Origin of the sequence: Actinomadura graeca (assembly GCF_019175365.1) — a bacterium.
Lineage (GTDB): Bacteria > Actinomycetota > Actinomycetes > Streptosporangiales > Streptosporangiaceae > Spirillospora > Spirillospora graeca.
On sequence record NZ_CP059572.1, the window covers coordinates 4,994,054 to 5,014,488 of the forward strand.

Genomic DNA, 20,435 nt, shown 5'->3' on the forward strand with positions numbered 1-20,435 from the left:
CAGACGAACCGCTGAGACGAACCGCTGACAGACGAAGGAGCGTGCGGCCGTGATCCGAACGCGACCCAGGGCGCAGGGGTTCCAGGCTCCGCCCAGGAACCTCACCCGCCGTATCCTGACCTCCCGTCAGACCCGGCTCGGCCTGATCATGCTGCTGACCATGATCCCCTTCGCGGTCGCGGGTCCCCTCTTCGCGCCGCACTCGCCGACCGCGGTCCTCGCGAAGCCGTACGCGCCGCCCGGCGACGGCCTGCTGCTCGGCGCCGACTCGCTGGGCAGGGACATCGTCTCGCGCATCCTCAGCGGCGGAACCGACCTGACCTGGATGGCCGTCCTCGCCACGCTCGGCGGCGTGACGCTCGGCACCGCCATCGGGATGATCTCGGCTTTCGCGGGCGGGATCCTCGACACGATCCTGATGCGGGTCGTCGACATCCTGCTGACGTTCCCGACGATCATCATGGCGATCCTGTTCATCTCGATGGCCGGGCCCAGCCGGTGGATCCTGGTGGTCCTGGTGGCGATCGGCCTCACACCCGGGATGGCGCGCGTGATCCGCGGCGCGGCGCGTCCGGTGCTCAGGCGTGAGCACGTCATGTGGGCGCGGACGGTCGGGCTCTCCTCCCGCCACATCCTGCTGCGGGAGGTGCTGCCGAACGTGACGTCCCCGCTCATGGTGGAGATCGGCCTCAGGCTCATGTGGTCGGTCGTCGGCCTCGCCTCCCTGAGCTTCCTCGGCTTCGGCGTCCAGCCGCCCGACGCCGACTGGGGGCTCATGGTCAGCGAGAACAAGGACGGCCTCGCCACCCAGCCGCTGGCCGTCCTCATCCCCGCCGTCTGCATCGCCCTGTTCACGATCGGGGGCAACCTCTTCGCCGAGGGCGCCGCACGCGTGATCGGCCGCACCGAAGGGACCCGTTCATGAAGGCCGTCGAGGTCACCGGGCTCACCGTCACCCTGGACGACGGCAGTGTGATCGTCGACGATGTGTCGTTCAGCCTGGACGGCGGCCAGGTCATGGGCCTCGTCGGCGAGTCGGGTTCGGGCAAGAGCACGGTCGCGCTCGCGCTGGTCGGCTTCACCAAGGCAGGTGCGAACATCACCGGCGGCAGGATCGTGGTGGGCGGTGTCGATCTGCTCGCGCTCACGCCGAACAAGCTGCGCGGGGCGCGCAAGGAGCTCATCGGCTTCGTGCCCCAGGACCCCGCGACGGCCCTCAACCCGGCGAGGAGGATCGGCGCACAGCTCACCGAGGGAATGCCCGGTGCCAAGAAGGAGAACCTGCCGAGGATCCGGCGGGTTCTGGAGACCGTCGGCCTGCCCTCGGACGCGGCCTTCCTGCGACGCCACCCCCAGGAGCTCTCGGGCGGGCAGCAGCAGCGGGTGGCGATCGCCATGGCCGTGGCGAAGGGCCCGAAGCTGGTCGTCTTCGACGAGCCCACGACCGGCCTGGACGTCTCCACCCAGGCGAGGGTCCTGGAGATGGTCGCCCGCCTCTGCGCGGACAACGGCGTGGCCGCCGTCTTCGTCTCGCACGACCTCGCGGTCGTCGGCACCGTCGGCGACCTGGTGACCGTGATGTACGCCGGGCAGGTCCTGGAGACCGGATCACGCGAGGACGTCCTGCGCTCCGCCGCGCACCCCTACTCCATCGCGCTGCTCGAATCGGTGCCGTCGACGCGCCAGCGGCTGCCGCTCATCTCCATCCCCGGCCGGGCACCGGCGGCGGGAGCCCGGTTCGACGGCTGCGTGTTCGCGGACCGCTGCGCGTTCGCCGAGGACCGCTGCCGGGACTCCGCGCCCCCGCTGGCCGCCACGTCCACGGGCAGCGCGGCACGCTGCTTCCGGGTCGAGCACGTCCGGCGGAACCAGACGTGCCTGGTCAAGGAGCCCCTGCCGCGCATCGAGAGCAGAGCGGAGGACACCGCTTCCGTCTTCGGCGTACGGAAACTGAACGCCTCCTACGACCGGACGCAGGTCCTGTTCGACGTCTCCTTCGACGTCGCCCCCGGTGAGTGCCTGGCGGTCGTGGGCGAATCGGGCAGCGGCAAGACGACCATGTCCCGCTGCCTGATCGGGCTCCACGAGGAACAGTCCGGCGGCTTCGAGTTGGACGGGAAGCCGCTCGCACTGCGGTTGCGGGACCGGCCCAAGACGGCCAAGCAGCAGATGCAGTACGTCTTCCAGAATCCGTACGGCTCGCTGAACCCCCGCCAGACCGTCGCGACCGCGGTGGCGGTGTCGCTGAAGCACTTCTACGGAGAACGGGGAAAGGCCGCCCGCGCCAAGGTCAAGGAGGCCCTGGAGCGGGTGGAGATCCCGTGGCGGCTCGCGGACCGCTACCCCGCCGAACTGTCGGGCGGCCAACGCCAGCGGGTGGCCATCGCCCGTGCCCTCGCCTGCCGTCCCTCGCTGCTGATCTGCGACGAGGTCACCTCGGGTCTCGACGTCTCGGTGCAGGCCTCCGTCGTCGAGCTGCTCCGGACGCTGCAGGACGACGGGCTGAGCATGATCTTCATCACCCACGACCTCGCCGTCGTGCGCAGCATCGGCGACCGCGTCGTCGTCCTGCGCCAGGGCCACGTCGTGGAGTCGGGGGCGGTGGAGTCGGTGCTCAGCGCACCGCAGGATCCCTACACCCGGGGGCTCCTCGCCGACACGCTAGAGGTCGACCGTCCCGACACCGGGACGCTGCACCTGCCCGGATGAGACCGGCCCTTCCAATGGAGTACACCGCGATCGTGGCGGGCGCGCCCGGCACCGAGCCGGACGGCGTCGCCGACGGCGGCTACAAGGTCAACCTGGTGGTCGGGGGCGTTCACCGGGGCGGCGACCGTCTTCTTCGCGTGACGGGCATGGTCGACTACAACGGCGCTCCTGCTGTGCTCAGTCCTTGGGGGTGGTGCGGCGGGGGTTGAGCAAGGATGCCCGGCGGCTGTAGGCGAAGTAGACGACGCAGCCCAGCACGAACCAGGTCGCGAACCGGACCCAGGTCTGCCACTGGAGGAACGTGATCAGCCAGATCGAGAAGCCCACGCCGACGAGCGGGATGATCGGCATGCCCGGTGTCCGGAACTCGCGCGGCAGGTCGGGGCGCTTGTAGCGGAGCACGATGACCGCGATGCACACCACGATGAAGGCCAGCAGGATGCCGATGTTGGTCAGCTCCGCCGCCTCCGCGATCGGCAGGAACCCGGCGATCACCGCGGACCCGGCGCCGAGGATCCAGGTGATCCGCGTCGGGACGTGCCGGGTCCGGTGGGTCTTGGCGAACCAGCCCGGGAGCAGCCCGTCGCGGCTCATCGAGTACCACACGCGCGTGGCGCCCATCATGAACGTGAACAGCACGGTGAGCACGCCCAGGATCGCGCCGACCGCGATGACGGCCCCGATCGCGTCCATTCCCACGGAGTCGAACGCCGAGGAGAACGCCGCGTTCGTGTCGATGTCCTTGTAGTCGACCATGCCCGTCAGGACGAGGCACGCCAGCACGTACAGCACCATCGAGACCGCCAGCGAGTAGAGGATCGCCTTGGGCATGTGCTTGCGCGCCTCCTGCGATTCCTCGGCCGCCGTGGACATCGCGTCGTACCCGAACACCGCGAAGAAGACGGTCGCCGCCCCGGTGAACGCCCCCGACCATCCGTAGGGCAGGAACGGCGAGTAGTTCCCGCTATCGATCTTGAAGACGCCGACCACGATGACCAGCAGGACGATCCCGACCTTCAGGTACACCAGCGCCGTCTCGAACCGGGCCGCGTTCTTCATCCCCAGGTTGAGCACGTAGGCGATCAGCAGGCACAGCAGCGCCGCGAACAGGTTGACCTTGTAGCTGCCGTCGGCGACGCCGTCCGGCTCGGTGCCGGGCGCGCCGCTCATCCACAGGGGCAGGTCCACGTCCATGAACCCGAGCAGGTCGTTGAAGTAGCCGGAGATCCCGATGGCGACCACCGCCACGATCGCGGTGTACTCCAGCAGCAGGTCCCACCCGATCGCCCATCCGGTGAACTCGCCGAGCACCGCGTACCCGTAGGTGTAGGCCGACCCCGCGCGCGGGATGAGCCCGGCGAACTCCGCATACGACAACGCCGCCGCCGCGCTCGCGATCCCCGCGACCAGGAAGGAGATCAGCACGCCCGGCCCGGCCTTCTCGTTCGCCACGGCCCCCGCCAGCGAGAAGATCCCGGCGCCGATGATCCCGCCGACGCCGATCGCGGTGAGCTGCCACAGCCCCAGCGTCCGCGTCAGCCCGGACGCCGCGCCCTCGTCGTCGATCTGCTCGATGGGTTTGCGGCGGAGCATCCCGTCCAAGACCGAGGCCATTACCTACCTCCCGACGCGGCGTCCCCGCACCGTTGCGGGTCACCGGGAGACTCTGCCCACGAAAGACCAGGCCGACAAGGTCATCCAGGTCACGATTCAGGCGGACTGCGCCCTTCGTCAACGTATGCCTAGATTGCCCCCCGCGAGTGGTCACCACCCGGCCTTGGAAGGGCCGGGATCAGGTGTTCAGGAGGCCGGTCTCGTGGGCGCGGGTCACGGCTTCGGTGCGGGTGGAGACGCCGAGCTTGTCGAGGATCCGGGCGACGTGCGTGGCCGCCGTGTTGGACGAGATGAACAGCTCCGCGGCGATCTGGGCGTTGGAGCGGCCGCGTGCCAGGACCCGCAGGACGTCCAGCTCCCGGCGGGTCAGCCCGAAGTCGTTGCGGACGGGTGCGGCGGGCTCCGCCTCCAGCCGCCCGCGCGCCGCCAGCTCGTCGATGCGCGCGAGCAGCGGCGCCGCGCCGAGGTCGGCGGCGATGGCGCGGGCCGTGTTCAGCCGGGATCTGGCGCCGGGACGGTTGTTCGACGCGAGCGCGGTATTCGCGGCGCCGGTCAGGACGGTCGCCGTCTCGTACCTGTTGCCCAGGTCGCGCCACGCGGCGGCGGCCCGGTCCCAGGCGGGAAGGCCGCCGGACGCGGTCTCGGCCTGGAAGGTGAGCCGGTGGGCGTCGAGCACGGGTGTGGTCTCGCCGATCTCGCCGACGAGACGGGTCAGCCACGCCGACCGTGCGGCGGCCTCGTCGGCGATCTTCTTGTTCCGTGGCGCGGCCGCGCGGCGGGCGCGCTGGAGGCGGGCCCCGAGCACGGCGAGGCGGAGCACGTCGCGCGGGCGTCGGCCGGCGGCGAGGTAATCGCCGAGCATGTGGTCGGCGGCCTCCAGGTGGCCCTGGTCGAGGAGCCATGCGACGTGCTGGACGGCCAGGTCCGCCTTCGCCTCTTCCGCTCCGCGCGCGTGCTGGGCGAATTCGGTCAGTTCCCGGAACAGTTCCTCGAACCGGTCGGTCTCGCCCCGGCATCGCGCGATGTCCGCCGCCACGAGCCGCAGGAACGCGGCGTAAAGGGGCGGCGGGGAACCGGCGAGCGCGTCCGCGACGACGTCCAGGGCCTCGTCCCACCGGCCGAGGACGCTCAGCGGGACCGCCCTGACGACGGCCAGCATGCTGCCCCGGGAGCGGGTGCGGCCGAGCCGCCGGGCCGCCTCCAGCCCGGCGTGCGCGAGGTCCGCCGCGTCCGCGTACCGGCCCTGGACCTCGATGAGGTCGGCGGCCTCCCACTGGAAGGTGGTCAGGAACGTGTGCTCGTCGCCCGCCGCCTCGGCGGCCCGGCGCGCCTCGGCGAACGCGCGGCGGGCCGCGTCCCCGTGGCCCGCCATCCCGTCGAGTGTGGCCAGCACCAGCAGGGCGGGGGCGCGCAGGGCGTCGTCCGGCACCGCGTCCGCCAAGGTCAGGGCTTCGGACGCGTGGCGGCGGCTCTCCTCGTCGCGGAGCGCGCCGACGCCGATGAAGGCGAGCGCCGAGAGCAGTTCGCTGCGCAGGGCGTCCGCCGTGCCCGGCGGGAGCAGCGCCACGGCACGTTCCAGGTCGTCCCTGCCGGTGCCGTCGATCCGGTTCTGGAGACGGCCGCGCATCCCGAGCAGCGCCGCGACCCGTTCCGGTGACGCGCCGGGGCCGAGGGCGTCCAGCGCGGCGGTGCTGTGGGCGACACCGGCGGCGGACCTGCCCGCGGCGTAGGCCGCCGTCGCCGCCGTCTCCAGCACGTCGGTGCGGTCGGCTCCGGTGAAACGCCCGTCCCCGTGGGTGAGGATCATGTCGAGCAGGTGGAGCTGCTCGTCGTAGGCGTTCTGCCTGGCCGCGCGGGCGGCGGCGTCCCAGGCGGCGGGGAGGGCCCGGTCGGGTCGATCGGCGGCGAGCCAGTGCTCGGCGGACGCGGTGCTCCCCGCGGGCAGGGTGGCGGCGTACCGGGCGTGCAGCTCGCGTCGGCGGACCGGCAGCAGCGAGTCGTAGACGACCTCGCGGATCAGGTCGTGCCGGAGGACGAACCGGTCCTCGCGCACCACTACCAGGTCGTGCGCCATGAGGTCGTGCAGCGCGGGCTCCGTCCCGGCCTCGCGGATCGTGTCCTCGGTCAGCCCCTCGCCCGCGACCGCCAGGATCGCCAGGGTGTCGCGGGCGGGCCCGGGCAGGTCGGCGACCCGGTTGAGCAGCAGCGTCCGCAGGTCGTCCGCCGGGGTCTCGTCGGCGTTGCTGAGGGCCTCGACGAACAGCGGGTTGCCGCCGCTGCGCCCGTAGATCCGGGCGGCGCGGACACGGTCGGGCGCGTGCCCGCCGATGGCGGCGAGCATGTCGGCGACGTGCCGGTGCTCCAGCGGGCCGAGCCGGAGGCGCGTGACCTGGTCCCCGCGGGCCAGCTCGGCGAGGAGCCGCCGGTTCGGATGCTCGCCGGTCCGGACGGTCCCGATCAGCAGGACGGGACATTCGACGAGGTTGCGGACGAGGTAGGCGAACAGGTCACGGCTCGACGCGTCCGCCCAGTGCAGATCCTCCACGATCAGGACGGTGGGCCGGGACGAGGAGACCGCGGTGACCAGGCCGAGCATCTCCTCCAGCAGCCGGATGCGCGGGTAGCGCGCGGGAGCGGGCCCGAGCTCGGGGAGCCAGTCGCCGAGCGCCGACCCCGACGGCGGCAGCATCGCCGCCACCCCGTCCCGGCCGAGCCGCCGGACGAGGCCCCGCAGGATCGCCACGAACGGGACATAGGGCACGCCCTTGGAGCCCAGCTCAAGACATCCCCCGGACAGGACCAGCGGATCCCCGGGCAGGGCCCGCACCACGCCGGTCACCAGCCGCGACTTGCCGATGCCCGCCTCGCCCGAGACCAGCGCCGTGACGGGCCGCCGCCGCACGGCCTGCTCGTAGGCGGCACGCAGCGCCGCGGTCTCCGGCTCCCGTCCGACCAGGACGGGGCTGACGACAGAGGCCACCATCCGACCTCCCCATCCGGACGCGAAGTCACCAAGTCTGACGACGACAGCCTGCCACCTAGGACGACAGGCTGTGCACATGAGAAACGTGATCGCCAACATCGCCCTGTCGCTCGACGGCCGCGTCGCCGGTCCCGGCGGGGAGTACGACATGAGCTGGATCGTCCCGCACGCCATCAGCGAAGGCGCCCGCTCGCACATGGTGCGCGTCACCGGCGGCGCCACGACCGCGCTCCTCGGCCGCAAGAACTATCAGGGCTTCGGGGGCTTCTGGCCCTCCGTCGCCGAGGACGAGAACGCCGACCCTAAGGACCGCACGTTCGCCCGCTGGCTCGACACCGTCGAGAAGGTCGTGTTCTCCACCACCCTCGACCAGGTCGAGTGGGACAACGCGCGCCTCGCCACCGCCGGCCCGGCCGCCACCGTCAAGGAGCTGCGCCGCCAGGAGGGCGGCGACATCATCGTCCTGGCCAGCGTCAGCGTCATCCAGCAGCTGCTCGACGCCGGCGAGGTGGACCGCCTCAGCGTCACCCAGTGCCCCGAGATCGTCGGCGGCGGGGCCCGGCCGCTCTTCACCGACGAGATCGCCCGCTCGTCCTGGACGCTGACCGACACCACCCGCACCGACAGCGGCGCCCTGTGCCTGCTCTACGACCGGAACGAGGGCTGATCATGCGGAAGCTCGTCGTCTGCGCCCTCATGTCCCTCGACGGATATGTCGAGGGGCCGGGAAAGAACTTCATGGTCATGCCCGCCGACCACAGTTTCGACGGCTACTGCGCGGAACGTCTCCGCGAAGCCGGCACGCTCCTGCTCGGCCGGACCACATTCGAGATGTTCCGCGGTTTCTGGCCCTCGGTGGCCGGCAACGAGAACGCCACCGCGGACCAGCGGGAGATCTCCCGGCTCGACAACGCCATCGAGAAGGTCGTCGTCTCCGACACCCTCACCCGGGCCCGGACGGCGCCCTGGGACGACGCGGCCATCGTCTCCCGTTCCGAGGCGCACACGCGAATAAGCGCGCTGAAGAAGGCGCCGGGACGGGACATCCTCGTTTTCGGCAGCAACGTCCTCTGGAACGACCTGCTGAAGGCGGGCCTGGTCGACGAACTGCACCTGATGGTCGGCCCCGCCGTCCTGGGATCGGGCACACCGGCCTTCGGTAAAACGCCGGACGCGCCACTGCGGCTCCTCACGAACCGCACGTTCGCCGACTCCAGCAACATCGTCCTGCAATACGGCGTCGGCTGACCGATGCGATTCGGCGGCTGCCGGGCCCGCCCCGGCAGCCGCCCACTCAAGGAGCGGAAATGACAAAGGTCATCTCATCGGCGTCGATGTCTCTCGACGGCTTCATCGCGGGCCCTTCGGAAAGCGGCTTCGAGTACCTGTTCGCCTGGCACCGCAATGGAGACGTCAACGTCCCATCGGCCGACCCCCGCTGGTCATTCCAGGTGACGGAAACGAGCGCGGACCACATCCGCGAGCAGCTCGCCACCTTCGGCGCCCTGGTGGTGGGACGGCGCCTGTTCGACGTCACGCGGGGATGGGGCGGCAACCACCCGTGCGGCGTGCCGATCTTCGTGGTGACCCACCGGGCGCCGGTGGACTGGCCGCATCCCGACGCCCCGTTCACTTTCGTCACCGACGGGCTGGAGAGCGCGGTGCGGCAGGCGAAGGCCGTCGCGGGCGAGCGCCACGTCGGCGTCGCCGCCGGTGACATGGCGCGCCAGGCCCTCGACGCCGGACTGCTGGACGAACTCCAGATCGACCTCGTGCCGGTGCTGCTCGGCAGCGGCACCCGCCTTCTCGGCGACCTCGCCCACGCCCCGGTCACCCTCAGCGGCCCGACGGTGGCCGAGAGCATCGGCGTCACCCACCTCCGCTACCAGGTGAACAGATAGGTGCCACGGCTGCACCCGACTTCCGTCCCGAAGGCCCCACGACGACGTCGCCTCAAGGACGAACCGTTGGATCCGCCGGACGCTCGGATTCGCGCCGGGTCAGCACCAGGGGGCCGTCCTCGGTGATGGCCACGGTGTGCTCCGAGTGGGCCGTGCGCGAGCCGTCGGCCGAGCGGATGGTCCAGCCGTCGGGGTCGTAGACGATCCGGTCGGTCGTCCGGGCGAACCAGGGTTCGAGCGCGAGGGTCAGGCCCGGCCGGAGCTTGAGGCCGCGCCCGGCCCGGCCCTTGTTGGACACGTGGGGCCCTTCGTGCATGGTGCGGCCGAGGCCGTGGCCACCGAACTCGTCGTTGACCGGATAGCCGTAGCCGGCGGCCACCGCCGAGATCGCCGCCGAGATGTCGCCCAGGCGGTTACCCGGACGTGCCATCCCGATCGCCGCCTCCAGCGCTTCCTCGGTGGCGCGGATGAGCCGCAGATCCTCCTCGGCGGCGGTCCCGACGACGACCGTGCACGCCGAGTCCGCCACCCAGCCGTCGATGCCGACCGCGAGGTCCGCGCTGAGGACGTCCCCGTCGCGCAGCGCGTAGTCGTGGGGCAGGCCGTGCAGGACGGCGTCGTTCACCGACAGGCAGATGACGTTGCGGAACGGCCCGTTGCCGAAGGACGGCGCGTAGTCCCAGTAGCAGGACTCCGCACCGCGTTCCTTGATCATGGCGCGCGCGTGGTGTTCCAGGTCCAGGAGGTTGACGCCCACCGCGGCGACCCGGCTGACCTCCGACAGCACCTCGGCGACGAAACGCCCGGCCACGTGCATCCGCGCGATCTCCGCGGGCGTCTTCAGTTCGATCACGAGTACCTCACGTACGGGGAGTGCTGGTATTTCTATACCAATACTCTCATGCTTGACGGTATAGTAATACCAGCCCTACGCTGTGGGCATGGTCCGCCAGCCGCTCACGCCCGAACAGATCGAAGCCGGCAGGCGCCTCGGCGCCCTGCTGCGCCGCGCGCGGGCGGGCCGCGACCTCGCGGAGGTCGCGCGCGCGGCGGGCATCTCCCCGGAGACCCTGCGCAAGATCGAGACCGGCCGCCTGCCCGCCCCCGGGTTCGGCACGATCGTCTGCATCGGCGAGGCGCTCGACGTGCCCGTGCAGGAGCTGGCGGCCACCTGGCGTGGTAGCGGCCCCCCGCTGGAAGCCGTCTCGTAGCCACCCCGCCACGAGGTTCGACTGTGACCGTGACCGATGACCACGTGGCGACCCTGCGCGTCCGTCTGGCCGGACGTCCCGGCAAGCGTCACCACCGATGGGGGCGGCCCGGCCCGTCCGAGGCCGACGCGGGCTATGCAGCGCTGATCTCCGCCGCCTTCTACGAGGCCGCGTGCCGCCGCTTCGTCCGGAACGGGTGGCCCGCCGACGATGCCGAAGTCACCGCCTTCATCACCGCCGCCCGCGCCGCGCCCAACATCATCGTCCCCGCCACCGCCGAACGCCTGATCAACCACGCCATCGGGAAAGTCCCGCTGGAAGCGAACGACGACATCGATCCCAGAGTGGCGATCAGGGTCAGAACACTCCTCCTCACAGCACTGGTCGGCGACCTGCATTTCGGCGACGCCCAACTCGACAGGTTCATGGCCCGCTCACGGCAACTGGCGCAAGACTCCCTGAGGTAGCGCCCTGGCCCGGTGTCAGAGCCATGGTGGACGGCGAAAAACCTTCCCGGCCGCCACCCCCTGACTGACGGTGACGGAGGCAGCGGCCGGGGAGGAGTGGTGTCCCCCGGACGCGCGGCGGGAGCGGCGCATGCCCGGAGGAGATTTGATCGGTGCGCCGCAGTCACCATCTCCCGCGTGAATGCCAAGGCCCAAGCAGAGGCTTGGCATCCAGCATGTCGGGACGCTCAGGACTCGAAGCCGGGGACGGACAGGCAGGGACCGACCCGGAACCGTGGGAGGCGCCAGTGGCGTTCTTTCTATGGCTCCCGCGATGCGACAGCCGGGGATGCAGCAAGAACCCGATGATGAGCCCGCCTACAGGGCCGGCGCCCAAGAGCAGGGACGATTGCCAGAGCATCTCCACAAGAATCTCCCTCACTCGGCGTCCCGTTGAGAGTCCTGCTGGCTCAGGTGCTGCCCGTACAATTTGTCCTCCTCGGCCATAAGCACTTTCAAACGCTCGCCGGTGTCGGCCGACAGGCACGACCTCAGCCCGAATTGCACTTGCGACGGCGTTAGTGGCCGCCTCGTGCAGACGGTCAGCTGCCCGGTCTTTCCGGATATGTACGGCGTCGCCCACCGGTCTGGCGTCGGCGGGTGCCCTGGCGCGGTGTCGCTGTGACTTCTGCGGGAACTTCCCGGTGAAGTGTCGAAGCTCATGGAATTTGATCACTTCCTTCTGGGTGGGACGTCTGAGCTCCAGGGTGGTGCCAAGGCAATAGGCTGGGGTACACACCGACTGGTACTTCGCGAAATACCACGCGTGGAGGCTGGCATATGCCCCATTCTGTCCCCATAGACCCCCGCCGAAGCATGAGGGCCCAGCTGGCGTACACAATGCGGCTCTGGCGGGAGATCAAGGGGCTCAGCCAGGACGGCTTGGCCAAGGAGCTGTACACGACCCGCGAGACCGTCACGGCTTATGAGACTCAGCGAAACCGTCCGGACCAGGAGTTCTGCAAGAAGCTCGATGAATTCTTCGGGACCGGTGAGCTGTTCCAGGGACTCTGGCACCACGCGCAGCGGGAGCACCTCCGGGAATGGTTCGAGGCGTACGTTGCCCACGAGAACGAATCGTCGGAGATCCGTACGTTTCAGCCGCTCTACATTCCTGGTCTGCTCCAGACCGAGGGATACATGAGAGCAACATCACCCAAGGGGCGGGTGGACGAAGAACTGATCGCGAGGAGGTTGGCGCGACGAGACATCCTGACTCGAGATGGGGATCCACCCCATCTCTTCGTGGTGCTCGACCATGCCGCCATCCTTCGCCGCAGCCGCGACGGAGGCGTGATAGTGGAGCAGCTTCACCACCTGCTCTGCGCCGGGGAGATGCCTCAGGTGCACATACAGGCGGTCCGGATCTCCGATGGCTGGTATCGCGGGCTCGACGGGCCGATGGTCGTCCTCACCAAGCCCGATCGCCACCGTGTCGGCTATGTCGAAGCTCAGTTCGGGGGAAGACTGATCGAAGATCAAGCTGAGGTCGCCAGGCTTGGTATACGGTTCGATGAGATTCGCTGTCAGGCTTTGTCCGAAGAAGCCAGTCGGGCCCTGATCCAGAAGACGATGGAGACGATGCGTCATGATCCACTGGCGTAAGAGCAGCCACAGTCAGGGTGGCGGCCAGGGGGAATGTGTCGAGGCCGCGGCCCTCCCCTCGGGACAGGTCGGCTTTCGGGACAGCAAGAATCCCGAAAACGAGCATCTGACGGTCGGACGCGCGGCGCTGGTGGCGCTGGTCGGCCGGATCAAGACTGGCGATTTGGATCTTTAGCCGTCCAACCGAAAGGCTTCATTCGAGGAGTCTGGAGGCTCCATGGAAAGCAGCAGCAAAGCTGGTCTCTGCTGGCGCAAGAGCAGGTACAGCGGCGGGGACACTGGCCAGTGCGTGGAGTTGGCCTGTGTGGGCGATTCCGTGGGCATTAGGGACAGCAAGAGTGTCGAAAACGGTCATCTGACCGTTGCGCGTACGGCTCTCGCCGCGCTGGCCGGGCGGATCAAGGCTGGGGATTTGGATCTCTAGTAGTCCACCTGGCAGTCCTCATCTGAAGATTTTGGAGGCTCCATGGAGAACAGCAGCTACTGGCGGAAGAGTACCTACAGTGGCGGTGAGGCTGCTCAGTGTGTCGAGATGGCCTCTGTCCGCAATCGTGTAGGTATTCGAGACACCAAGGATCTGCGTAGCGGTCATTTGACGGTCGAACGTGAGGCTCTCGCGGCGCTGGTCGGGCGGATCAAGGCTGGGGATTTGGATCTCTAGCCGTCCAACTGAGTCCTCATCTGAGGAGTCTGGAGGATTCGTGGAGAGCGGTAGTAAGGCTGGTCCCTGCTGGCGTAAGAGCAGCCACAGCGGAGGAGAGGGCGGCCAGTGTGTTGAGCTGGCGGTTGTGGGTGATGCTGTTGCTGTTCGGGATAGCAAGAATCCCCAAGGCGGTCACTTGACGGTGCGGCGCGGGGTTCTGGTGGCACTCGTCGGGCAGGTCAAGGCCGGCGCGTTGGATCTCTAGCGATACCGCAGTGGGCTGGTGCCTTCGAGGCTTGGCCCGCTCCTTGCGGCCTTCTCGGGCCTTGGTCCGGGAGGGCCGTTTCGCGTATATGGAGGGCGATGGGTTCTTGGGAGGCGCTTCGGGCGGTTGCTCGGAGGGACTTCATGCCGGACACGGTGTGGGTCAGGCGTCCGGACGGGTGGGCCGTGCCGGTGCGCCGGGGAGAGGATCCGGACGCGTGGGAGAAAGAGTGCCGGTCCGAGGAGTCCGTCATCACGCAGGTGGACGATGGGCAGGCCGCCGGCAAGGGGGTTTGGCCGACCAGTTCCAGCAGCGCCCCGCGCATCATGGCGGTGATGCTCGATGCGCTTGACCTGCGGCCCGGCCTGCGGGTTCTGGAGATCGGGACCGGTACCGGGTACAACGCCGCGGTGCTCGCGCACATCATCGGCGCAGACAATGTGACCACTGTTGAGATCGACCGGGATCTGGGGGAGCGGGCCCGCGGGGTGCTGCGCGGGGCCGGGTATCCGGTGGAGGTGGTGATCGGGGACGGCCGGGTGGGCTGCTGGTGGTGCCGTGGGCGATGACCTTTCATCCGGATGGTCCGCTGGCCGTGCTCTCGGTGGGGGAGGACGGCGCGGCCGAGGGGCGTTTTGTCGGGGCGTCGTGGTTCATGCCGCTGCGTGGGCAGCGTGTTTCGCAGGCGGCGATCCGGGCTGTGGACGAGGCTTGGGCCGTCGCGGGGAAGCCTGCGTGCACGCGGTATGGCGTGACCGTCACCCGGGACCGGCAGTGGGTCTGGCTGGACGAGCCCGGTGTGGAGGTCGGGCAGATCCGGTAGGTGCGGGGGTCAGGAGCGGACGTGGTGGGTGAGGAGTTGCTCGAAGTCCGCCTCGAAGCGCTCGTAGTAGGCGCGGAGGTCGGGGCCCGGCCAGTCGCCGGGGAGGAGGTCGGGGGGCAGGATCGGGTCGTTCAGGAGGTGGCGCAGGACGGCCGCGGCGAGGGTGAAGCGCTCGGCGATCGTGGTGGCGCCGTCGAGGGCGGTGCGCAGGAGGCGGGCCGAGGCGGCCCAGCCGTCCAGGTCCCAGAGGGCGGCGGCGAGGGCGGCGGGGTCGTCCTCGGGGTGGGCCGTGAGGAACCGGCACTGGCGGACGACCGTGTCGGGGCGCGTGCGGGTCAGGTTGGCGGGGCGCAGCCAGGTGCCCTCGCGGAGTTCGGCCAGGCGGAGCGCGGACATGGCCTGGCGGAGCGCGGCACGGTCGGGGGCGGGACGGCGCTCGGCGGTGATGACGGCGATCTCCCAGGATCCGTCCCAGGGGCGGGTGTGGGGGAGGCGGCTCTCGTCCTGGCGGGCCTGGCGGGCGAGGAGGCGCTCGGCGAGCGTGTACGTGCCGTCGGCCTGGACGAGGTCGCCGGAGGCGACCATGCGGGAGAGCGCGACCCTGATCGTGCCCTCGGCGATGCCGAACAGGTCGCCGACGCGGACGAGGTAGCGGGCGGGAAGCCTGGGCGGGTGGACGCCCAGCAGCGTACTCAGCACCACTGAACGTGCGGTGAGCGGCCGGATCTCCAGGGTCTTGGCGGTCATGTCTGGTGAGAACCCTACCTGCTGGAAGCGGGGGAGGAGGGGGCCTCCGCCGTCAGGTTACAGTCTTCCATCATGTGATCGAGAAGCGTAATATCCGGTCATGGGCTCCTCTCTGATCGAGCCGTTCGACCGGCTCCCCTTCGGCGGCGCGGACAAGGCCCGGCGGTACGCGACGGAGCGCTATCGCGGGGCCGTGGGCCGCAACTGGTACGACTGCGACCCGACGCTGCGCTTCCTTGTACGGCGCCATCTCGGGGACGGGTTCGGGTGGGCCGAGCCGCGGCTGCGGGAGGTGGGCGCGCTGATGGGCGGGCCGGTCGCGCGGTGGGCCGAGGAGACCGACCGGAATCCGCCGCGGCTGGAGAAGTACGACCGGTGGGGGCGGGACGTCAGCGAGGTCGTCATGCCGCCGTCGTTCGAGGCGGCCCGGGAGCGGCTCGTCGCCACGTCCTTCACGCGGCCCGGGTTCGTGGCGGAGGCGCGCGCGGCCGGGGTGGATCCCGAGCCGATGACCGTCGCGTGGAGCTACCTGCTCGACCAGGCCGACATCGGGATGGCGTGCGCGCTGGGGACCGGCGGCGACATGGTCCTGAGCCTCACCGAGTCGTTCGCGCCGGACGACGTGAAGGCGCGGGTGCGGGAGCTGTTCGCGGCCGGGGAGTTCTCCGGCGAGGCCGCGCAGATGCTGACGGAGAGGTCCGGCGGGTCCGATCTGGGCGCGCTGGAGTCGACGGCGTCGCCGGACGGGGACTGCTGGCGGCTCGACGGGCTCAAGTGGTTCGCGTCCAACGCGAACGGGTCGGTGTTCGTGGTGCTGGCCAAGCCCGAGGGCGCGGCCGACGGCGTCCGGGGGATCGCGCCGTTCCTGGTCCTACGGGAGAGGCGGGACGGGTCGCGCAACGGTGTCCGCGTCAGGCGGCTCAAGGACAAGCTCGGCACCCGGTCGGTCGCGTCGGCGGAGATCGAGTTCACCGGCGCGGAGGCGTTCCTGCTGGCCCCGGCGTCGAGCGCGGGGCGGGGCGGGGACGGCAGGGGCCTCGCCCGGATGATGGAGCTGACGAACGGCGCCCGGCTCGGCATCGCCATGATGGGGGTCGGATGCGCGCGGCGGTCCCTCGTCGAGGCGCTGTGCTACGCGCGTGCCCGGGAGGCGTTCGGGACGTCGCTGGACGCGCATCCGCTGATGCGCCGGAAGCTCGCCGAGCTGGTCGTCGAGACGGAGGCCGCGCAGGCGCTGGTGTTCGACGGGTACCTGGGCCGTCCGCGCCTGCGGCTGGGGCCCGCGCTCATCAAGCTGAGGACGGCGCGCCTCGGTGTCACGGCGGCGGGCGACGCGGTCGAGGTCCACGGCGGGAACGGCTACATCGAGCAGTGGCCCGTCGCGCGGATCCTCCGGGACGCCCAGGTGAACCCGATCTGGGAGGGCGGCGACAACATCCTGTGCCTGGACGTCCGCCGGGCGATCGAGCGGCAGGACGCGGACGGGCCGTTCCTCGACCGGCTGGCCGAGGCCGCCGGGCGCGCGCCGGGCGGGGACGACGCGACCGCCGCCCTGGTGGACGGGCGCATCCGGAACCTGCGCGAGGCCATCGGCAGGTGGCGGGGCCTGGACCGGGCGGCGGCGGAGGCGCGGCTGTACCCGCTGGCCCAGTACATGGCGGACGTGTACGCGGCGGCGCTGCTGCTGGAGCAGGCCGGGTGGGAGCGCGCCGACTCGGGCGGCGACCGCAAGGCGCTCGTCGCGCGGCTCTACGCCCGGAACCGGCTGGCCGACCCGGGGCCGCTGCGGGGGATCGACGCGCCCGCCGAGGAGCTCGACCGGTTCAAGGACCTCGTGGACGGCGCCTTCGTCGACATGTCCGAGGACGGGTGACATGCCGGGCGCGTCGGCGTCGCAGATGGCCTGATCCGCCCGGACACGTGCGTCCCGGAGACGGAAGGCATTCCTGACCGTGACGCGCTCGCCGGAAGTACCGCCGCGGGCCCTGGGCGCTGGATGATGCTGTCAAGGGCGCGCAGCGGTCCACCCGGGGGGCACGGGCGTCTTCGACGACGTCGGAGACCCCGGCCGGTGCCTCCGGGGTTCCGCTGCGGGCGGCCAGCCGCGACCGAGGAGCCGATCGCATGACCCTGACCGTGGACGAGGCGGGCCGCGCGCTCGCGGACCCGAAGTCCTACGCCGACGACCGCCGCCTGCACGAGGCGCTCGCGCTGCTGCGCCGCGAGGCCCCGGTGCACCGCGTCGAGGCACCGGACTACAACCCGTTCTGGGCGGTCACGCGGCACGCCGACGTCCTGGAGGTCGAGCGCGAGCACGGCGTGTTCCTCAACGCGCCGCGCACGATCCTCAGCACCGCCGAGATGGACGAGATGAACCGGCAGCGCATGGAGCAGGGCGTCGGGCTGCGGACGATCGTCCACATGGACGACCCCGACCACCGTGTCGTCCGGGCGATCGGCGCGGACTGGTTCCGGCCGCGGGCGATGCGGGACCTCGAACCGCGGGTGCGGGAGCTGGCCCGGCGGTACGTCGACCGGATGGCGGAGCTCGGCGGCGAGTGCGACTTCGCGCGGCAGGTCGCCGTGCACTTCCCGCTCTATGTGATCCTGTCGCTCCTCGGCCTCCCCGAAAGCGACTTCGACCGGATGCTCAAGCTCACGCAGGAGCTGTTCGGCGGGGACGACGACGACTACCGGCGCGGCGCCACCAAGGAGGACAAGCTGGAGGTCCTGATGGACTTCTTCGCCTACTTCCAGCGGCTCACCGAGGCGCGCCGGCGGACGCCCACCGGCGACCTGGCCTCCGCCATCGCCAACGCGCGGATCGACGGCGAGCCGCTCAACGACTTCGACACCGCCTCGTACTACGTGATCGTCGCGACCGCCGGGCACGACACCACCAGCGCGACGATCGCGGGCGGGCTGCACGCGCTCATCGAGCATCCCGACCAGCTCGACCGGCTCCGCGCGCGGCCGGAGCTGATGCCGCTCGCCGTGGACGAGATGATCCGCTGGGTCACGCCCGTCAAGGAGTTCATGCGGACCGCGGCGCGCGACTACGACCTGCGCGGCGTCAGGATCCGCGCGGGCGAGTCGGTGCTGCTGTCCTACCCGTCCGCGAACCGCGACGAGGACGTGTTCGGCGACCCCCACCGCTTCGACGTCGGCCGCGACCCGAACAAGCACCTGGCGTTCGGGTTCGGCGTCCACTACTGCCTCGGCGCCGCGCTGGCCCGCATCGAGGTCCGCGCGTTCTTCGAGGAACTGCTCCCGCGGCTGTCCTCCATCGAGCTGAACGGCCCGCCCGAGAGCACCGCGACCACGTTCGTCGGCGGCCTCAAGCGGCTGCCCGTCCGCTACACGGTCGCCTAAGGGGGCCGGTATGCGGATCGGGGCCGCGGTGCTGCGCGCCGCCGACGGGCCCTACACGATCGAGACGCTGGAGCTGGACGGCCCGGGACCCGGTGAGGTGGTCGTCCGGATCGCGGGCGCCGGGATGTGCCACACCGACCTGCTGGGACGCGCGCCCGGCGACTTCGTGCCGAAGCCGGTGATCCTCGGGCACGAGGGCGCGGGCGTGGTCGAGGCGCTCGGCCCCGGCGTGGCGGGCCTCGCCGAGGGCGACCCGGTGGTCCTGTCGTTCGACTCGTGCGGGTCGTGCGCCAACTGCCGCGCCGCGCTGCCCGGCAACTGCCGGGACATGGCCGCGCTCAACCTGGCCGCCGTCGCCGCGGACGGGCGGCCGCGCGTCACCGACGGCGGCGGCGGGGCCGTCCACAACCGGTGGTTCGGTCAGTCGTCGTTCGCCACCCACGCCCTCGGGACGGCCCGCAACGTCGTCCCGGTGCCGCGCGGCCTGCCGCTGGAGCTGCTCGGCCCGCTGGGCTGCGGCGTGCAGACCGGCGCCGCGTCCGTGCTGGTCTCGCTCGGTGTCCGCGCGGGCGAGAGCATCGCGGTGTTCGGCGCGGGCGCCGTCGGGCTCGCGGCGGTGATGGCCGCGCGGCTCGCGGGCGCGGCCACGATCATCGCCGTCGACCTGCACGCGCCGCGCCTGGACCTGGCCCGCGAGCTCGGCGCCACCCACGTCCTCGACGGCGCCTGCGACGACCTCGCCGCCCGCGTCCGGGCGGCCTCCGGAGGCGAGGGCGTCCAGTACGCGCTGGACTCGACGGCCGTCCCCGAGGTCGTCTCGGCGGCGGTCGCGTCCCTGCGCACCACCGGCGTCTGCGGCCTGGTCGGCGTCGGCGCCCCCGAGTACCGCCTGGACGCGTCGCTGCTGCTCATGGGACGCACCGTCAAGGGCATCATCGAGGGCGACGCCGTCCCGCACACCTTCATCCCGAAGATGATCGAACTGTGGCGGCGGGGCCGCTTCCCCTTCGACCGCCTGATCACGACCTACCCCCTGGCCGAGATCGACCAGGCCGAAGCCGACGCCGGACAGGGAAGGACGATCAAACCCGTCCTCCTGCCATGACCCCGCGCGGCCGCGATCGCATGGGACCCGGCTAGACGACGCGATGCAGCAGTTCCTCGTCGTTCGCGAGGCGGCGGCAGTTCTCCGCCGCGACGGTGAAGTAGCGGTCCCAGGTCTCGCGGGTCAGCCAGGCGACGTGCGGCATCACCACGACGTCGTCGCGGGAGAGCAGGGGGTTGGACGTGTCCACCGGCTCCTGCTCGAAGACGTCCAGCCCGGCGCCGCCGATGTGGCCGGACTCCAGGGCGCCGATCAGGGCGGCCTCGTCGATCACCGCGCCGCGGGCCGTGTTGATCACGATCGCGCCGGGCGGCAGCAGGGCCAGCCGCCGGGCGTCCAGCAGGTGGCGGGTCTCCTCCGTCAGCGGGATGTGGACGGAGACGATGTCGCTGACCCGCAGCAGGTCGTCCAGCCCCATCCAGGACGGGTCGCCGCGGCGCGGGCGGCGCGAGGTGAAGACGACGCGCGCGCCGATCGCCTCCAGCATCCCGCGCAGCAGGCCCGCGATCTCGCCGCCGCCGAGCAGCCCGACGGTCCGCCCGCGCAGTTCGCCGCCGACCAGCGCGCGGCCTGCGGGCCAGCCCTCGCCGCGCCGCGTCCGCGTGTCGAAGGGGACGACGCGGCGCAGCGCCGCCAGCATCAGCAACAGGCTCGTCTCCGCGACGGCCTGCGCGTTCCGCCCCGGCATGTTCGCGACGCGGACGCCGCGTTCCCGCGCCGCGTCCAGGTCGATGGTGTTCACGCCGGTGCCGAGCTTCTGGATCAGCCGCAGCTTCGGCGCCCGGTCCATGTCGGCGGCGGTCAGCGGGCGCAGCACGTGCCAGATCACCTCGGTGTCCGGCAGCAGCCGCGCGAGGCGCCCGTCGTCCTGCTCGGAGCAGCTCACGATGTCCAGCCCGGGTTCGGAATGGTCCATGTCGTAGTGCAGCAGCACCCGCATCCTGCTCCCCT

Annotated in this window: 23 protein-coding genes; 18 read left to right on the top strand and 5 right to left on the bottom strand. The window is 71.0% G+C overall.

The window, feature by feature from the left end; translation table 11 throughout:
* Positions 1-49: 49 nt before the first annotated feature.
* From AGRA3207_RS22220 to AGRA3207_RS22230, 3 genes are read left to right on the top strand one after another with little or no spacing between them, the layout of a single operon-like run.
* Positions 50-925 carry an ABC transporter permease gene (locus AGRA3207_RS22220; RefSeq protein ID WP_231328967.1) on the top strand — a complete coding sequence of 292 codons (876 nt, stop codon included), beginning with the start codon at positions 50-52 and terminating at the stop codon, positions 923-925.
* Positions 922-2,709, top strand: a complete 1,788-nt coding sequence (locus AGRA3207_RS22225; protein ID WP_231328968.1) for an ABC transporter ATP-binding protein — start codon at positions 922-924, stop codon at positions 2,707-2,709. The genes AGRA3207_RS22220 and AGRA3207_RS22225 overlap by 4 nt, the downstream gene beginning before the upstream one ends.
* A gap of 14 nt (positions 2,710-2,723) precedes the next feature.
* Positions 2,724-2,918 (top strand): hypothetical protein, encoded by a 195-nt coding sequence (locus AGRA3207_RS22230; RefSeq protein ID WP_231328969.1) that lies wholly within the window; start codon positions 2,724-2,726, stop codon positions 2,916-2,918.
* On the opposite strand, the gene AGRA3207_RS22235 is transcribed toward AGRA3207_RS22230, so the two are convergent.
* On the bottom strand, positions 2,887-4,323 hold the full coding sequence (locus AGRA3207_RS22235; protein WP_231328970.1) for an amino acid permease: 1,437 nt from the start codon (positions 4,321-4,323) through the stop codon (positions 2,887-2,889). The two genes, AGRA3207_RS22230 and AGRA3207_RS22235, sit on opposite strands and share 32 nt — an antisense overlap.
* Before the next feature lie 178 nt (positions 4,324-4,501).
* A complete protein-coding gene (locus tag AGRA3207_RS22240) occupies positions 4,502-7,306 on the bottom strand; it encodes an ATP-binding protein (RefSeq protein WP_231328971.1) in 2,805 nt (934 codons plus the stop codon).
* A gap of 76 nt (positions 7,307-7,382) precedes the next feature.
* Here AGRA3207_RS22240 and AGRA3207_RS22245 point away from each other — a divergent pair, with 76 nt between their 5' ends.
* From AGRA3207_RS22245 to AGRA3207_RS22255, 3 genes are read left to right on the top strand one after another with little or no spacing between them, the layout of a single operon-like run.
* Positions 7,383-7,973 carry a dihydrofolate reductase family protein gene (locus AGRA3207_RS22245; protein ID WP_231328972.1) on the top strand — a complete coding sequence of 197 codons (591 nt, stop codon included), beginning with the start codon at positions 7,383-7,385 and terminating at the stop codon, positions 7,971-7,973.
* A 2-nt stretch (positions 7,974-7,975) separates the two neighbouring features.
* Positions 7,976-8,554 carry a dihydrofolate reductase family protein gene (locus AGRA3207_RS22250; RefSeq protein WP_231328973.1) on the top strand — a complete coding sequence of 193 codons (579 nt, stop codon included), beginning with the start codon at positions 7,976-7,978 and terminating at the stop codon, positions 8,552-8,554.
* Positions 8,555-8,613: 59 nt separating this feature from the next.
* Positions 8,614-9,207: a dihydrofolate reductase family protein gene (locus AGRA3207_RS22255; protein WP_231328974.1), complete on the top strand. Its 594-nt coding sequence runs from the start codon at positions 8,614-8,616 to the stop codon at positions 9,205-9,207.
* Between the two features lie 52 nt (positions 9,208-9,259).
* On the opposite strand, the gene map is transcribed toward AGRA3207_RS22255, so the two are convergent.
* Positions 9,260-10,060 (bottom strand): type I methionyl aminopeptidase, encoded by an 801-nt coding sequence (gene map / locus AGRA3207_RS22260; RefSeq protein WP_231328975.1) that lies wholly within the window; start codon positions 10,058-10,060, stop codon positions 9,260-9,262.
* 88 nt (positions 10,061-10,148) lie between these two features.
* Here map and AGRA3207_RS22265 point away from each other — a divergent pair, with 88 nt between their 5' ends.
* The 9 genes from AGRA3207_RS22265 (at position 10,149) to AGRA3207_RS22305 (ending at position 14,260) form a co-directional block, all read left to right on the top strand.
* Entirely contained in the window at positions 10,149-10,418 is a 270-nt protein-coding gene (locus AGRA3207_RS22265) for a helix-turn-helix domain-containing protein (RefSeq protein ID WP_231328976.1), read from the top strand.
* Between the two features lie 29 nt (positions 10,419-10,447).
* On the top strand, positions 10,448-10,885 hold the full coding sequence (locus tag AGRA3207_RS22270; protein WP_231328977.1) for a hypothetical protein: 438 nt from the start codon (positions 10,448-10,450) through the stop codon (positions 10,883-10,885).
* Positions 10,886-11,740: 855 nt separating this feature from the next.
* Complete coding sequence (locus AGRA3207_RS22275; RefSeq protein ID WP_231328978.1) at positions 11,741-12,529, top strand: helix-turn-helix domain-containing protein; 789 nt, start codon at positions 11,741-11,743, stop codon at positions 12,527-12,529.
* A complete protein-coding gene (locus AGRA3207_RS22280) occupies positions 12,513-12,704 on the top strand; it encodes a DUF397 domain-containing protein (protein WP_231328979.1) in 192 nt (63 codons plus the stop codon). Before AGRA3207_RS22275 ends, AGRA3207_RS22280 begins: the two co-directional genes overlap by 17 nt.
* Before the next feature lie 42 nt (positions 12,705-12,746).
* On the top strand, positions 12,747-12,953 hold the full coding sequence (locus tag AGRA3207_RS22285; RefSeq protein ID WP_231328980.1) for a DUF397 domain-containing protein: 207 nt from the start codon (positions 12,747-12,749) through the stop codon (positions 12,951-12,953).
* Positions 12,954-12,995: 42 nt separating this feature from the next.
* Positions 12,996-13,190 carry a DUF397 domain-containing protein gene (locus AGRA3207_RS22290; RefSeq protein ID WP_231328981.1) on the top strand — a complete coding sequence of 65 codons (195 nt, stop codon included), beginning with the start codon at positions 12,996-12,998 and terminating at the stop codon, positions 13,188-13,190.
* Positions 13,191-13,317: 127 nt separating this feature from the next.
* The gene (locus AGRA3207_RS40115; RefSeq protein WP_338028202.1) at positions 13,318-13,437 is read left to right on the top strand and encodes a DUF397 domain-containing protein; all 120 of its coding nucleotides are present in this window, start codon (positions 13,318-13,320) and stop codon (positions 13,435-13,437) included.
* A gap of 143 nt (positions 13,438-13,580) precedes the next feature.
* Positions 13,581-14,006 carry an rRNA adenine N-6-methyltransferase family protein gene (locus tag AGRA3207_RS22300; protein WP_231328983.1) on the top strand — a complete coding sequence of 142 codons (426 nt, stop codon included), beginning with the start codon at positions 13,581-13,583 and terminating at the stop codon, positions 14,004-14,006.
* Entirely contained in the window at positions 14,003-14,260 is a 258-nt protein-coding gene (locus AGRA3207_RS22305) for a hypothetical protein (RefSeq protein WP_231328984.1), read from the top strand. The genes AGRA3207_RS22300 and AGRA3207_RS22305 overlap by 4 nt, the downstream gene beginning before the upstream one ends.
* Before the next feature lie 9 nt (positions 14,261-14,269).
* Here the strand turns inward: AGRA3207_RS22305 and AGRA3207_RS22310 are convergent, their stop codons facing one another.
* Positions 14,270-15,007 (bottom strand): PaaX family transcriptional regulator C-terminal domain-containing protein, encoded by a 738-nt coding sequence (locus tag AGRA3207_RS22310; protein WP_231328985.1) that lies wholly within the window; start codon positions 15,005-15,007, stop codon positions 14,270-14,272.
* 100 nt (positions 15,008-15,107) lie between these two features.
* Here AGRA3207_RS22310 and AGRA3207_RS22315 point away from each other — a divergent pair, with 100 nt between their 5' ends.
* The 3 genes from AGRA3207_RS22315 to AGRA3207_RS22325 all read left to right on the top strand — a co-directional run bounded on the left by AGRA3207_RS22315 (position 15,108) and on the right by AGRA3207_RS22325 (position 19,484).
* Positions 15,108-16,880 (top strand): acyl-CoA dehydrogenase family protein, encoded by a 1,773-nt coding sequence (locus AGRA3207_RS22315; RefSeq protein ID WP_231328986.1) that lies wholly within the window; start codon positions 15,108-15,110, stop codon positions 16,878-16,880.
* Positions 16,881-17,131: 251 nt separating this feature from the next.
* Positions 17,132-18,379 carry a cytochrome P450 gene (locus tag AGRA3207_RS22320; protein WP_231328987.1) on the top strand — a complete coding sequence of 416 codons (1,248 nt, stop codon included), beginning with the start codon at positions 17,132-17,134 and terminating at the stop codon, positions 18,377-18,379.
* 10 nt (positions 18,380-18,389) lie between these two features.
* Positions 18,390-19,484, top strand: a complete 1,095-nt coding sequence (locus tag AGRA3207_RS22325) for an NAD(P)-dependent alcohol dehydrogenase (protein WP_231328988.1) — start codon at positions 18,390-18,392, stop codon at positions 19,482-19,484.
* A 31-nt stretch (positions 19,485-19,515) separates the two neighbouring features.
* Here the strand turns inward: AGRA3207_RS22325 and AGRA3207_RS22330 are convergent, their stop codons facing one another.
* Entirely contained in the window at positions 19,516-20,424 is a 909-nt protein-coding gene (locus AGRA3207_RS22330) for an NAD(P)-dependent oxidoreductase (RefSeq protein WP_231328989.1), read from the bottom strand.
* Positions 20,425-20,435 lie beyond the last annotated feature (11 nt).

Excerpts from the sequence above, each read along its gene's own strand:
- AGRA3207_RS22285 (WP_231328980.1), top strand. The coding sequence starts at position 12,747 with ATGGAAAGCAGCAGCAAAGCTGGTCTCTGCTGGCGCAAGAGCAGGTAC.
- AGRA3207_RS22230 (WP_231328969.1), top strand. The coding sequence starts at position 2,724 with ATGGAGTACACCGCGATCGTGGCGGGCGCGCCCGGCACCGAGCCGGAC.
- AGRA3207_RS22225 (WP_231328968.1), top strand. The coding sequence starts at position 922 with ATGAAGGCCGTCGAGGTCACCGGGCTCACCGTCACCCTGGACGACGGC.
- AGRA3207_RS22255 (WP_231328974.1), top strand. The coding sequence starts at position 8,614 with ATGACAAAGGTCATCTCATCGGCGTCGATGTCTCTCGACGGCTTCATC.
- AGRA3207_RS22290 (WP_231328981.1), top strand. The coding sequence starts at position 12,996 with ATGGAGAACAGCAGCTACTGGCGGAAGAGTACCTACAGTGGCGGTGAG.
- AGRA3207_RS22300 (WP_231328983.1), top strand. The coding sequence starts at position 13,581 with ATGCCGGACACGGTGTGGGTCAGGCGTCCGGACGGGTGGGCCGTGCCG.
- AGRA3207_RS22275 (WP_231328978.1), top strand. The coding sequence starts at position 11,741 with ATGAGGGCCCAGCTGGCGTACACAATGCGGCTCTGGCGGGAGATCAAG.
- AGRA3207_RS22310 (WP_231328985.1), bottom strand. The coding sequence starts at position 15,007 with ATGACCGCCAAGACCCTGGAGATCCGGCCGCTCACCGCACGTTCAGTG.
- AGRA3207_RS22235 (WP_231328970.1), bottom strand. The coding sequence starts at position 4,323 with ATGGCCTCGGTCTTGGACGGGATGCTCCGCCGCAAACCCATCGAGCAG.
- AGRA3207_RS22320 (WP_231328987.1), top strand. The coding sequence starts at position 17,132 with ATGACCCTGACCGTGGACGAGGCGGGCCGCGCGCTCGCGGACCCGAAG.
- AGRA3207_RS22280 (WP_231328979.1), top strand. The coding sequence starts at position 12,513 with ATGATCCACTGGCGTAAGAGCAGCCACAGTCAGGGTGGCGGCCAGGGG.
- AGRA3207_RS22265 (WP_231328976.1), top strand. The coding sequence starts at position 10,149 with ATGGTCCGCCAGCCGCTCACGCCCGAACAGATCGAAGCCGGCAGGCGC.
- AGRA3207_RS22305 (WP_231328984.1), top strand. The coding sequence starts at position 14,003 with ATGACCTTTCATCCGGATGGTCCGCTGGCCGTGCTCTCGGTGGGGGAG.
- AGRA3207_RS22240 (WP_231328971.1), bottom strand. The coding sequence starts at position 7,306 with ATGGTGGCCTCTGTCGTCAGCCCCGTCCTGGTCGGACGGGAGCCGGAG.
- AGRA3207_RS22245 (WP_231328972.1), top strand. The coding sequence starts at position 7,383 with ATGAGAAACGTGATCGCCAACATCGCCCTGTCGCTCGACGGCCGCGTC.
- AGRA3207_RS22315 (WP_231328986.1), top strand. The coding sequence starts at position 15,108 with ATGGGCTCCTCTCTGATCGAGCCGTTCGACCGGCTCCCCTTCGGCGGC.
- AGRA3207_RS22250 (WP_231328973.1), top strand. The coding sequence starts at position 7,976 with ATGCGGAAGCTCGTCGTCTGCGCCCTCATGTCCCTCGACGGATATGTC.
- AGRA3207_RS22325 (WP_231328988.1), top strand. The coding sequence starts at position 18,390 with ATGCGGATCGGGGCCGCGGTGCTGCGCGCCGCCGACGGGCCCTACACG.
- AGRA3207_RS22330 (WP_231328989.1), bottom strand. The coding sequence starts at position 20,424 with ATGCGGGTGCTGCTGCACTACGACATGGACCATTCCGAACCCGGGCTG.